10 protein-coding genes are annotated in these 12,321 nt (G+C 71.8%); 5 read left to right on the forward strand and 5 right to left on the reverse strand.

Going from position 1 to position 12,321, the window contains the following annotated elements; genetic code table 11:
- Positions 1-81 precede the first annotated feature (81 nt).
- Together WME98_RS34865 and recO are read left to right on the forward strand one after the other, a co-directional pair.
- Positions 82-468 (forward strand): helix-turn-helix domain-containing protein, encoded by a 387-nt coding sequence (locus tag WME98_RS34865; protein ID WP_437945978.1) that lies wholly within the window; start codon positions 82-84, stop codon positions 466-468.
- 69 nt (positions 469-537) lie between these two features.
- Positions 538-1,257 (forward strand): DNA repair protein RecO, encoded by a 720-nt coding sequence (recO, locus tag WME98_RS34870; RefSeq protein ID WP_437945979.1) that lies wholly within the window; start codon positions 538-540, stop codon positions 1,255-1,257.
- Between the two features lie 12 nt (positions 1,258-1,269).
- Here the strand turns inward: recO and WME98_RS34875 are convergent, their stop codons facing one another.
- Positions 1,270-2,442, reverse strand: a complete 1,173-nt coding sequence (locus WME98_RS34875; RefSeq protein ID WP_437945980.1) for a hypothetical protein — start codon at positions 2,440-2,442, stop codon at positions 1,270-1,272.
- 165 nt (positions 2,443-2,607) lie between these two features.
- Between WME98_RS34875 and WME98_RS34880 the strand changes: the two genes are divergently transcribed.
- Both WME98_RS34880 and hemH read left to right on the forward strand, forming a co-directional pair.
- Positions 2,608-3,027, forward strand: coding sequence for a hypothetical protein (locus WME98_RS34880; protein WP_437945981.1), 420 nt, complete (start codon positions 2,608-2,610; stop codon positions 3,025-3,027).
- 80 nt (positions 3,028-3,107) lie between these two features.
- The gene (gene hemH / locus WME98_RS34885; RefSeq protein WP_437945982.1) at positions 3,108-4,010 is read left to right on the forward strand and encodes a ferrochelatase; all 903 of its coding nucleotides are present in this window, start codon (positions 3,108-3,110) and stop codon (positions 4,008-4,010) included.
- A gap of 16 nt (positions 4,011-4,026) precedes the next feature.
- Here the strand turns inward: hemH and WME98_RS34890 are convergent, their stop codons facing one another.
- Entirely contained in the window at positions 4,027-4,842 is an 816-nt protein-coding gene (locus WME98_RS34890) for an SDR family oxidoreductase (protein WP_437945983.1), read from the reverse strand.
- A gap of 221 nt (positions 4,843-5,063) precedes the next feature.
- On the opposite strand from WME98_RS34890, the gene WME98_RS34895 reads away from it, so the two are divergent.
- Positions 5,064-7,877: a tetratricopeptide repeat protein gene (locus tag WME98_RS34895; protein ID WP_437945984.1), complete on the forward strand. Its 2,814-nt coding sequence runs from the start codon at positions 5,064-5,066 to the stop codon at positions 7,875-7,877.
- Positions 7,878-8,932: 1,055 nt separating this feature from the next.
- Here WME98_RS34895 and WME98_RS34900 read toward each other — a convergent pair.
- The 3 genes from WME98_RS34900 to WME98_RS34910 form a co-directional block, all read right to left on the reverse strand.
- On the reverse strand, positions 8,933-10,096 hold the full coding sequence (locus WME98_RS34900) for an integrase core domain-containing protein (protein ID WP_437945985.1): 1,164 nt from the start codon (positions 10,094-10,096) through the stop codon (positions 8,933-8,935).
- A 129-nt stretch (positions 10,097-10,225) separates the two neighbouring features.
- A complete protein-coding gene (locus WME98_RS34905; RefSeq protein ID WP_437945986.1) occupies positions 10,226-10,864 on the reverse strand; it encodes a hypothetical protein in 639 nt (212 codons plus the stop codon).
- Complete coding sequence (locus WME98_RS34910) at positions 10,861-12,201, reverse strand: AAA family ATPase (RefSeq protein WP_437945987.1); 1,341 nt, start codon at positions 12,199-12,201, stop codon at positions 10,861-10,863. The genes WME98_RS34905 and WME98_RS34910 overlap by 4 nt, the downstream gene beginning before the upstream one ends.
- Positions 12,202-12,321: the final 120 nt, after the last annotated feature.

Raw genomic sequence — 12,321 nt, forward strand, 5'->3', positions numbered from 1 at the left:
GAGTGACGACCGAATGACGATGGGTGGAATGGGATGGAGTCGATCGGACGCTACCTGAGACGCACGCGTGAGGCCCGAGCCATGAGCGTGGAGGAGGTCGCCCGCGCCACGCGCATCCCCGTGATCTCCATCGAGCGGATCGAGGCAGATCACTTCGATGACCTGCCCGGCGAGGTGTTCGTCCGCGGGTTCCTGAAGGCGTATGCCCGCGCCGTCTCGCTCCCGATGGAGGAGGTGCTGGCCCGATACACGGCGAGCCGCCGGATCGCGCTGGTGACGCCGCTGCCTATCGCGGCGCCCGCGCGCCGCACCCAGAGCCGGCGGTTCGGGGTCGCGATCGCGTTCGTGCTGCTGCTCATCCTGTTCACGCTGGCGCTCAGCATCGTGCTCCGGCCCCGCGGCCACGACATGCCGCCGGAGCTGTCCGAGGGCACCGTCGCGGCGGCTCGTACCTCGCTCTCGGCCTGAGGGCCAAATTTTCGCCGCGCGCTCGCCGCGGCTCGCGGTTCAACCTGCCGTTCCCTGCCATCTCCTGCCATGCCCCGATCCGTTCGCCCGCGGACGGAGCGGCTCCGCACCGAGGCGCTCCTGGTCCGGCGTGTCCCCTTCGGTGAAGCCGATCTCCTGGTCGGGCTCTTCACCGAGCAGGCCGGGCTCTTCTCTGCCACCGCGCGCGGCGCGCGCCGCTCGGCCAAGCGCTTCCCGGCGCTCGAGCCGATGCACCTCTTGCGTGTGACCCTGGAGGTCCGCCCCGGCGCCGAGCTGGCCCAGCTCACCGAGGCCGCGATCGAGCGCCCCCGCCTGCGGCTCGCGGGGGATCTCGGGCGCCTCGAGGTCGCGGGGCGGGCGCTGCGCTGGGTGCGCGAGATCGCGCCCGCGCACACCGCCGAGCCGGCGGCGTGGCGCGAGCTGAACCAGCTCCTCGATCGGCTCGACGAGGAGTCCGCGGCGCCGCCTCAGGCGCTGCTGGCGGAGACCGGCTTGCGCTTGCTGACCGCCTTCGGCTGGGGTCTCGAGCTCACGCAGTGCGTCCGGTGCGGGCGCGCTTGCGACGCGACGCAGTCGGCCCACGCGGATCCGGCGCGCGGCGGCCTCGTGTGCCGCACGTGCGGCGGCGGCCCGCTCTTGCTGCGCCCCGAGCCGCGGGAGCGCCTGCTCGCCGCGATGCTCGGCGGGACGCCGATCCCGGAGGAGGACGTCCCGATCGCGCTCGACCTGGTCGAGGGCGCGCTCACCGCGCACGCGAGCGGCAGCTAGGTCGTCAGCGCTTCACGCGACCGCTCTCCAGAAGCGGCTCACCGCGCGCGGCGCGTCCGGCGGCCCCTCGATCTCCACGTACGGCCTGCCGGGCGCGGTGCGCGGGAACGAGAAGCTGCCGGTGTTCGCGTACCCGTCGCCGAGCGCTTCCTTGTGCGTGTGGCCGAAGACCACCAGCTTCGCGCCGGTCGTCGTCGCCACGCGGCCGGCGCTCTCGGCCAGCCGCTCGGCGACCGTGCCGGCGTAGCGGTTGTGGCCGCTCGCCCAGCTCGCGCCCATCAGCAGCGCGCCGAGGCTCAGCGCCGCGGCGCCGGTCTCCCGCGCGCCAACGCCGAGCGCCGCGAGCCCCGCGCCCATCGACAGCGTCGCGATCACGCGATCGAAGTACAGCCGCGTGAAGGTGCTCGCCGCGCTCTCGAGCGTCGGCGTGGCCGCGAGCCCGAGGAGCCCGTCGGCCGTCGCGCGCGGCACCCCGAGCTCGTGCGCGAAGCGCTCGACGACCTCGGCCCCCACCTCCGCTTCGCCCCGCGCGCGGTACAGCGGCCCGCTCTTCAGCATCGCGCCGATCGCCGCGTGGAAGTAGCGGTAGATGACGTACGGCGCGCGGGGGCCGTACCAGGTGAACGCCGACAGGAACAGCCGGAGCGGCGTCTGGTCGTTCGCCTGCAGATAGCGGTGCGCGCCGGTCGGCGCGATGAACTCCTCGACGAAGTGGACGCCGAGGCTGCGCTCGCCGACCACGAGCGGGTGGGCAGGGGCGTTGTCCGGGTCGTACAGGTGCCCGTGCTCGATGTGGATCGCCCCCTCGCGGAAGAACCAGGGCGTCGTCCGGATCCGCGATCGGGCCTCGCCGGTCAGCTCGAGCGCCTCGGCCAGCGCCTGCGGGAAGTCGGGCGCTCCGACCTCGGCGTCGTGGTTGCCCCCCGCGAGCCAGAGCTCGCCGTCCCGATCGAGGTGCTCGGCGAGCGCCGCCCGCGCGGTCGGGTGCGCGAAGAGCGCCTCGCGCAGCGCGCGCGGCCGCGGCATCCAGGGCGACTCGGACGAGAGATCGAACAGATCGCCCGCGACCACGATGCGGGCTCCCGGGTGGGCCGCCACGAACCGGGCGAGATCGGCGGTGACGTCGCCCGGCGTCTGGCGCACGAGGTGGAGATCGGCGAGGACGACCGTGCGGCGCTGCGTCATAACCCTCTCTATTCACCACGTCCGTCCGGACGCTGCAACTCGCCGCCCGTCGCAATCTCGCCGGGACGGAGGTCGCGGCGCGCGAGCTCAGCGCTCGACATCGGCATCGCGGACACGTCCCTCCTGGGCTCGACGCCCGCGCCGACGCGTCCCATGCAAGCATGTATGGAAGGATCGGAGCGGACGCGACCTTCGGCCCAGCGGGTGAGCGGCGGGTTGCTCGCGGAGATCACCCGCGCGTTGAGGGGCAAGGACATCGAGGCGCTCTCCCGGATCTACGCCGACGACGCGGTGATCGAGGAGGTGAGCGGCCGGCATCCCCCGGCCCATCCCAACGTCACCACCGGGAGGCCGGCGATCCTGGAGCGGCTCCAGGAGGACCTCTTCCGGGATCCGGTCTCGGGCTGGGCGCGGCAGCTGGACGCGGCGGAGATCCTGGACGGCATCGAGACCGACGACGGGCTGGCGTTCACGGAGGTGCGGGTCTACGCCGCGGGCGACCGGGTCGTCGCGCAGCACCTCGCCCGCAAGAGGAACGGCCTCATCGGCCACGACCGCGTCGTCGTCGCCTGGGACGCGGAGTGATCCGCTGCGATGCGCCGGCGGCGCCGCCGCGCGCCGCCGACGCCGGCGCTGCCCGCGCGGAGGCGATGTAGAGTGGCGCCGTGACCACCGCCGTCCTCCTCAGCTGCCATGGGACCGTCGAGCGGCTCGACGATCTGCCGGCGTTCCTCGCCAACATCCGCCGCGGCCGGCCCGCCCCGCCGGAGCTGATCGACGAGGTGCGGCGCCGCTTCGAGAGGATCGGCGGCTCGCCGCTCATGCGCATCACGCAGGCGCAGGCGGACGCGCTCGCCGCGCGGATCGGCCTCCCGGTCGCGATCGCGGGGCGCCTCTTTCATCCGTACCCCGGCGAGGTGCTCGCGTCGCTCCACGCGAGCGGCGTGCGCCGCGTCGTCTCGCTGCCGCTCGCGCCGCAGTCCGTCGACGTCTACCACGCCGTGGTCCGCGACGCGGCCGCGAAGCAAGGCGGCATGGAGGTCCGGTGCGTGCCCGCGTGGGGGCTCGAGCCGGCGCTGATCGACGCCTTCGTCGAGGTGATCGACGAGGCGCTCGCGCGCTTCCCCGAGGAGCGCCGGGCCAGCGTGGCGGTGATCCTCTCGGCCCACAGCCTGCCGCAGCGGATCATCGACGCGGGCGATCCGTACGAGCGCCAGTTCCGCGCGATGGCCGCCGAGGTGGAGCGCCGCGTCGCGCCCGGGGGCAACCCGGTGCTCGTCGCGTTCCAGAGCCAGGGCATGACCGGCGACGCCTGGCTCGGCCCGGATCTCCGGTCGACGTTCGAGGCGCTCGCCGCGCGCGGCGCGCGCGAGGCGCTGGTCGCGCCGATCGGCTTCGTCGCGGATCACGTCGAGACCCTCTACGACCTCGACGTCGAGGCGCACGTCATCGCCCGGGAGGCGGGCCTCGCCCGGCTCGAGCGGGCGCCGGCCGTGAACACGCGGCCGCGCTTCATCGACGCCCTCGAGGCGCTCGTCCGCCGCGAGCTCGGGCCCGCCGCTCCGTAGGCGGGCCGCCGCCGGCTCAGCCGCCTGCGCGCCGGCCTTTGCGCGGGAGCCGCGCGACGGCCGCGTTGAGCAGCCCCGGCGCGTACCGCGCGAGCGACACCCCGAGCTTCGCGTGGCCGGTGACGATCGCCTCGGCGCGGCGCGCGGCGATGGCGTCCATGATCTGCCGCGCCGCCGTGGGCGTCGGCATGATGAGCCAGCGCGGCACCGGCTCCCGGGCGCCGTCGACGAGCTTGCCCGCGTTGTCGATCCGGCGGATCTCGCTGTCCACGAACCCCGGGGCGACGTGCGTGACCGCGACGCCGTCGGCGTGGAGCTCGGCGCGCAGCGTCTCGGCGAGCGCGCGCACCGCGAACTTGCTCATGGTGTACGCGCCCATCGTGGGGAACGCGAGGTAGCCGCTCGCGCTGCCCATCAGCGCGACGCCGCCGCGCGCCCGCTTGAGCTCCGGCAGCGCGGCCTTCACGGTGCGCAGCGCGCCGAAGACGTTCGTCTCGAGCTGCCGGCGGAAGTCGTCGAGCGAGAGGTCCTCGACGCGGCCCATCACGCCGAACCCCGCGTTCGCGATGGCGACGTCGAGCCGCCCGAACGCCTCGATCGCCTGCGCGACGGCGCGCTCCACGTCGCCGTCGCGCGTGACGTCGCACGCGGCCGCGATCGCCTCGCCGCCGGACGCCCGGAGCTCGCCGGCGAGCGCCTCGAGCCGCTCGGTCCGCCGCGCCGTGAGGACGACGCGGCCGCCGCGCCGGGCGACCTCCCGGGCGAGCGCCTCGCCGATGCCCGACGACGCGCCCGTGATCAGAACGACCTGCCCTGCAAGCCTGCTCGCCATGGCCCCTCGCATACCACGATCGCGCGGCGGCCGACCCTGGCGCGCCCTCGGCCGCTCGCTCATGCTCGGCCTTCCTCCTCTCGGCTAGGATGGGCTTGCCCGGCCCGACCGGGCGCCGCATTCCCAGCGGGAACCTTCGATTGATTCCGCACGGCTCCGCACGGCTCACGTGCGGCTACGTACGACTGCGAACGATGGCGCACGGTTGCGCACGGGGTCTCATGCGAAGCCACTCGATCCGCCGCTCTCTCGCCGCCCTCCTCGTCGCCGCCGCCTGCGCGGCCCAGGCGCCCGCGTCCGCGGAGCCGCCCCCTTCGCTCGCGCGCGCCGAGGCGCTCGTCGCGCAGGGGGATTACGCCGGCGCCGAGAAGGTCCTCGGCGCGCTCCAGGGCGGCAAGGAGCGCGCCGCCGCGCTGCTCACGAAGGCGCGGATCGAGCTCGCGACGGGCCGCTACGACGACGCGGCGAAGACGGCGAAGGCGGCCGCCGCGCTCGGCAGGGAGGCGAAGATCGCGGCCGCGCCGCTCAGGGCCGAGGCGCTCGCGCGCCGCGGGAAGCTGGCCGAGGCGATCGCGGCGGCGCGCGAGGTCGAGCGGGAGGACGAGGCCCGCCGCGCGCGGCTCGTGCTCGGCGAGCTCCTCATCCAGTCGGGCAAGCGGGGCGAGGCGCGCGCGCCGCTGATGACGATCATCGACGACTACAACGACGACAAGATCACCGCGAACGACGTGGAGGGCCTGTCGCTGGTCGGGCGCGCGGCGCACCTGCTCCGGAGCGCGCGCGACGCGAACGACGCGTTCAACGCGGCCGAGAAGGTCGGCGGCAAGCAGCGGGTCGAGACGTTGCTCTGGCGGGCCGAGCTGTTCCTCGACAAGTACGATCCCGGCCACGCCGGCCAGGTGGTGAAGGAGGCGCTCAAGCTCGCCCCGAAGGACCCGATGGTCCACGTCGCGATGGCGCGCGTGAAGCTCGACAGCGCGCTCGACTTCGGCGGCGCCGACAGCGAGATCGCGCAGGCGCTCTCGGTGAACCCGAACCTCGCCGAGGCCTACTTCGTGCGCGCCGGGCTCGCGCTCCGCGACATGGACATCGACGCCGCGGACGCCGCGGCGGGCCGCGGCCTCCAGGTGAACCCGGGCGATCTGGAGCTGCTCTCGATCAAGGCGGCGGGCCGGTTCCTCGCCGACGACGCGGCCGGCTTCGAGGCGCTCAAGGCGAAGGTGCTCGGCCTGAACCCGGAGTTCTCGCGGTTCTTCCAGATCGTCGGCGAGTTCGCGGAGTGGGAGCACCGCTACGACGACATCGTCAAGATGATGGGGGAGGCGACGCAGGTCGATCCGAGCGACGCGAAGGCGCACGCCACGCTGGGGCTGAACCTGATCCGCGCCGGCGACGAGAAGAGCGGCCTCCAGGCGCTCCAGAAGGCGTGGGACAAGGATCGCTTCAACGTCCGGGTCTTCAACACGCTGAACCTCTACGAGAAGGACATCGCCACCCAGTACGTGACCGTCGAGGGGCAGACGTTCCGCGTCCGCTACCACAAGGAGGAGCGGGCGATCCTCGAGCGGTACGTGCCGCGCATGCTCGAGGAGGCCTGGGGCTCGATGGTGAAGCGTTACGGCTTCACGCCGAAGGTGCCGGTCTCGATCGAGCTCTACGCGTCGACGGAGAACTTCAGCGTGAGGACGAGCGGCCTGCCCAACGTGGGCATCCAGGGCGTCTGCTTCGGCCAGACGCTCGCCGCGCTGAGCCCGGCGGCGGCGGAGTTCAACTGGGGCAACGTGCTGTGGCACGAGCTCGGGCACGTCTTCGCGATCCAGCTCTCGAAGAACCACGTCCCGCGCTGGTTCACCGAGGGGCTCAGCGAGTACGAGACGATCGTGCGGCGGCCGGAGTGGCACCGCGAGGAAGATCCGGCGCTGTTCGCGGCGCTGAAGGGCGGGAGGATCCCGGCGGTCGCGGGGTTCAACCGGGCCTTCACGCACGTCGACGACATCTCGGACGTGACGATGGCGTACTTCGCGGCGAGCCAGATCGTGGTCTTCATGGTCGAGGAGTTCGGCTTCTCGAAGGTCGTGTCGATGTTGCCGCGGTGGGCGGCGGGCAAGCGCACGCCGGAGGTCGTGAAGGAGTCGCTCGGCGTCGGCACCGAGGAGCTGGATCGGCGCTTCCGCGCGTGGCTGAAGCCGCGGCTCGAGCGCTACGAGAAGCAGTACGTCCCCGATCTCCAGGCGCCGCCGCTCGACGAGGCGCGCAAGGCGGCGGCGCGCGCTCCGAAGGACGCGCGGCGGCTTGTCGAACTCGCGCTCGCGCTGGACAAGGACGGGCAGCACCAGGAGTCCGAGGCGGTGCTCGCCGAGGCGCTGCGGGTGGACCCGAAGCAGCCCGACGCGAACTACCTCAAGGTGCGCGCGGCGTTCGGCGAGAAGAAGCTCGACGAGGCGGCGAGGCTCTTGGGCAAGATGGTGGCCGACGGCCACGACGGTTACGTCGTGCGGATGAAGCTGGCGGATCTGGCCGAGCTGAAGAAGGACGCGGCGAGGATGAAGGCGAACCTCGAGGCGGCGTCGCGGCTGGATCCCACGCAAGCGGAGCCGCTGCAGGGGCTCTACGACCTCGCGCGCCGGCAGAAGGACGTGGCGGGCGAGCTCGCGGCGCTGCGGCGGCTCTCGCTGCTCGACCAGCACGATCGCCGGGTCTGGCGGCGGCTCTTGCGGCTGCTCGTGGAGCGCGGCGCGTGGGAGGAGGCGCGCAAGGTCGGCGAGAGCGCGATCTACGTCGACGTGGCGAACCCGGAGATCCACCGACTGTACGCGCGGGCGCTGGCGCGCACGGGGCGGCACGTGTCGGCGATCTACGAGCTGAACAGCGCGCTCATCGCCGGCGCGAGGCCCGGGGACGCGGCGGAGATTTACGGGGAGCTCGCCAAGGCGTACGCGAAGATGAAGCAGGACGACTACGCGAAGCAGGCGCTGGAGTACCAGAAGGCGATGCGGGGGGCGTCGCCGCCGGCGCCGCGGGCGATGCCGGATTGAGGGGAGATGCCGAGGGGTGGAGGGGAGGGCGGAGATCCGGGCTGCACGCGCCGGAGGGGGTCTCCGCGCGGCAGGGCGCGGGTGGGCGCTCGGCCATCCGCCGAGGCGGGGGCGTGGGAGCTTGCGCTGAGAACACCACCCGGCATGTCTCCCTTCGGGCCTTGCCACCTGAGACGTTTCGTCGCGCGCCACACAAGGCGCGCCTGAGAGGCGGAGCCCGCTGGGACCCTATGGCACCTCGGTCGGTGCTCGCCGCGCCCACCCGCGCCCTGCCGCGCGGAGACCCCCTCCGGCGCTCGCGTGGTACCAGGTCAAGCTGGCCATGCGCCGGGGCGACACGCAACACAACGCTCCCCCTAGCCTCGCGCTCGACGAGCACGGCTGCCCTCGGCGGACCGGAAACGGTTCCTGAGAGGCCGCTGGGAGCCCCTGATGAACCGGAAACGCTCTGGGGGAGGTAGCTGGGGAGCCCCCGGGGAACCGGAAACGGTCTGGAGAGATAGCTGGGGAGCCTCCGAGGAACCGGAAACGGTCTGGAGAGATAGCTGGGGAGCCTCCGAGGAACCGGAAACGGTGTGGGAAGTTAGCTGGGGAGCCCTCGGGGAACCGGAAACGGTTCCTGAGAGGCAGCTGGGGAGCCCTGGAGGAACCGGAAACGGTTCCTGAGAGGCAGCTGGGGAGCCCTGGAGGAACCGGAAACGGTTCCTGAGAGGCAGCTGGGGAGCCCTCGGGGAACCGGAAACGGTCTGGAAGAGGCAGCTGGGAGCCCTCGGGGAACCGGAAACGGTCTGGGGGAGGCAGCTGGGAACCCCGGGGAACCGGAAACGGTCCTGTACGAGCGGAGCCCTGGTAACACTTCTGACCGGGAGCCGCGGTGACACTTCCTTAGAGCTACGGGCCGCTGCTCCGGGAGGACTGGAAACAGAGGCCGGATCCTCGTCGACGCGACACGCTCACCGCGCTCTCTCGGACCGCCAGGATCTATACACGAACCGCTTCCCGCGGTCTCGGTACACGCGAGCCTCTCCTCACGTTCCGGCGTGAGTGCGCGCAGGTCACCGTGCCTTGGCGAGCTGCAGCTCCTTGTTCTTCAAGGTGACCTGCGCGAGCAGAACCGGCCCGTAGTACAGCTCCCAGACGTCGTCGGCGATCGGAAGCAGCCCCACGGGCTCGTTGGCGATCAGCTTGGAGACGAAGGTGTTCGCGCCACCGAACTGCAGCCGTCCCATGTCCCCCACGCGTCGCACGGCCATCGTGTCCGGATACTCCGGCGAGGAGGGCTTGCTCGGCATCGTCCGCCGCGACGGCGTGTAGCGCGAAGCCGGCGTCCTCTGGCCGAGCGCCTCGTGGGGCCGCTGGTCATTGTACTCGTGCCGGAAGCGGTCGAAGACGCGCTGCTGCGCCGCGAGCGTGGCTCCGGGCGGCGATGTCGCCTCCGCCTTCAGCGTCTTGTGCATGCGCTCGTGACGGCCGTTCTGCTGCGGCTTGCCGGGCTCGATGCGCTCGGGAGCCACGCCGAGCTTGATCCAGCTGACCGACAGCGCCGAGAGCCCTCCGATGCCCAGCGTGGCGAACGGCGGGCCGTTGTCCAAGCGGATACGGTTCGGCAGCCCGAACTCGCGGAACGCGCGCTCGAAGTGCGGCCGCACCGAGGCCTCGTCCGGCTTCGCTACGCCCTCGCACTTGAGCAAGTACCGCGACGCCTGGTCCGTCAACGTCAGCGGGTGGCACCGGGTCTTGTCGCCAAGCGCAAAGTGCCCCTTGAAATCGACGCACCATGTGTCATTAGGCTGCTCCGCTGGAGCCAGCGTCGACGGCATCGCTGACGTCGGCATCACCACGCGGCGCCGCCGGGGCCGGATCAGCCCGTGTTTCTTGAGCAGCTCGCCGATGGTGCTCGTCGCCGGCAGCCCCTCAAGGCCCATGCTCTCCAGCCGGGCGCGCAGCTTCTTCGGACCCCAGGTGGGTCGCACCTTCCGCAGCTCGACCAGCGCGTCGACGATCGCCGCTGGCGTCGCATGCGGGAACGTGTGCGCCACGGGCCGCCGCTCCTCCAGACCACGAGGTCCGGATTGCTCGTAGCGCTCCACCCACTTGTACCCCGTCTTCCGGCTGATACCGAACCGTCGGCACAGCTCCGCGAACGTCTCGTCCGACTCGTTGACCTGCGCGATGAACTGAAGCCTCTCGTCCACTGAACATGTCTCTTTCCAGGGCACCAGCGATCCTCCGTCGCCGACCCTCTACGACATGTGTCACCCAGGCTCCCGGTCCGTCCGGGTGCTACCCAGGCTCCCGGTCTGAACCGTTACCCAGGTCACCGGTCCGTACCTCCTACGGCGCAGCAGTCATGAGCCCGAGATTCCGGCTTGCGCGGAGCGCGGGGCCTCGCCGCTAGCCACCGGCTCGGCGGCTGCTTGCTCCTGCTGCTTCCGCACCGCGCGCGCAAGGAGGGGCGCCTTGCGCGCGAGGCCCTCCAGGCTGAGCTCTCCCTCGCAGTACATCCGGTACCACTCCTGCCGGAACGAGACGACGCTCTCGCCGTCGCCGAGCTTGAGCCGCTTTAGCATCGTCTGGGCGCGATCGCGGACCTCCGGCGGGCAGCGGTCCGTCAGCACCATCTGGCAGGACGGCAGGATGATCTCGAACCAGCCGTCGCCGACCTCGAATGGATCCAGCACCTGATCGGAGCGGAGCGCGCTCTTGCTGCTGTTGATCCATGCCGCGGCGTACCGAAAGTTGGTCCACTCGTAGGCGAGGCTCGGATCTTCATCTCGCGAGACGAAGTGGTCGACCGTCCCTGGCGTCGAGAGCCACATCGCCGTGTAGCCGCACAGATCCTTGAAGGCGGCCCGGAGGTCGCGCGCCGCGCGGCGCCAGTACCCCGGCGTGCTCCTGGCATCGCCCCTGGCGAGCCACCGCTGGCCGGGCTGTCGGATGCTGACGTCGAAGTCCGCGGGTTCAGGCGTGCGCTCGAAGGGGATCATGCGCCCGCCCGCTCCCGGCGCACGGTCCAGCGCGGCCAGAAGCGATCCTGATCCGGCAGGAGGCGCACGAGCTCCCGATGGATCTCCTCCTCGCTCCTGAGCCCTTCCGGCAGCGTGCCGGTCTCGCCGCGCATCAGCGCCTCGGCGGCTTCGATGGCGCGCTCCGCCTCGATCGAGCGCGCCTGCTCCAGACCGAACACTGGGGAGGTGAGCCACCCGATCGCATCGCCGCCCTTCGCCCAGGGGAGCTCGCGCACGGCCACGTCGGCGCCGTCGAGCTTGAACACGAACAGCTTGTCCCTGGCCGGCTTGAAGTGCGGCTCCATCGACGCGAGCACGAGGGGCGAGTGCGTCGTCAGGAGCACCTGCGGGCGCATCGAGGGAGAGAGCCCGCTCAGGGCTCCGAGGAGCGCGGGGACGATGTGGCGTTGCCACTTCGGGTGCAGGTGCGTCTCGGGTTCCTCCATCAGCACGACGAGGCGCTCGGAGGGCTCCCAGCCGATGAGGCGTGACGCCTGCACGTGCTCCGACCAGGACCACGCGATGAGGTAGGAGAGCGCGAGGATCCGCTTCATCCCGGCCGACGCGTGGACGATGGGGATCGTGCCGTAGGGCAGCGCGATGGTCGGGAACTTGCGCACGTCGTCGAGGTAGAGCCGCACCGGCTTGCCGGGCCTCATCGTCTCCTCGGGGTGGGAGAGCTGCTGCAGTACGCGGCAAAGGAGCTGGAACGGGTGGGCCTCGTCGCCGTCCGCCGCCTCGAGTTGCCACGTCACCCAGTCCTGGACGAGCCCGTTGCAGACGGGCCTGCCCTCGTGATCGAGCCCGTCCCAGAGTTGCCTTTCCTCGAAGAGATAGGGCTGAGGATCCAGCGAAGGCGCGGACAGCGGCCGGTATGGAGCGCTGCCCATCGATGCGCTATTCCGATACGGATCCCAGACGGAGCACGCGCCGTTCGTGCGGATGTAGAGCACCGGGACCAGGCCGCGTACCCACGAAGGCATGGCGACGCCGGCCGGGGTATTGGTCAGGCCGCGGCTCATGTCGCGACCAAACCGATCGCGCCACTGCTGAGAAACGCGATCGTACTTGCTCTCGAACTGACCAGGTCTGGTGCCCGGCTCAGCTTCACCCGCGATCCGTGCGCTCTCTTCCTTGCCCGGCCGCGGCAGCACCGGCCGATCCGTCCACGTTCCGGTGAGCGCCCACCATGCGACCTCGAGCACGAAGCTCTTGCCGAGCCCGTTGTCGCCGGTGAGCACGTTGAGCCGCTCGCCGAGCTCCAGGTCGAGCCGGTCGGCCGGCCCCACGCCTTCCAGGTGCAGCGATCGCAGCATCGTGGTTCCGCGTACCACACCCGCCGCGGTCCCGGCCATGCGTCGCGCCGCCGCTACGCCTGTCCCTAACGACGCCCGTAGCGCCGAGGGGAGGGTCTGCGCGGCGGCCGCGGGTGGGCG

This window comes from Sorangium sp. So ce296, assembly GCF_051529605.1.
Taxonomy (GTDB): domain Bacteria; phylum Myxococcota_A; class Polyangia; order Polyangiales; family Polyangiaceae; genus Sorangium; species Sorangium cellulosum_D.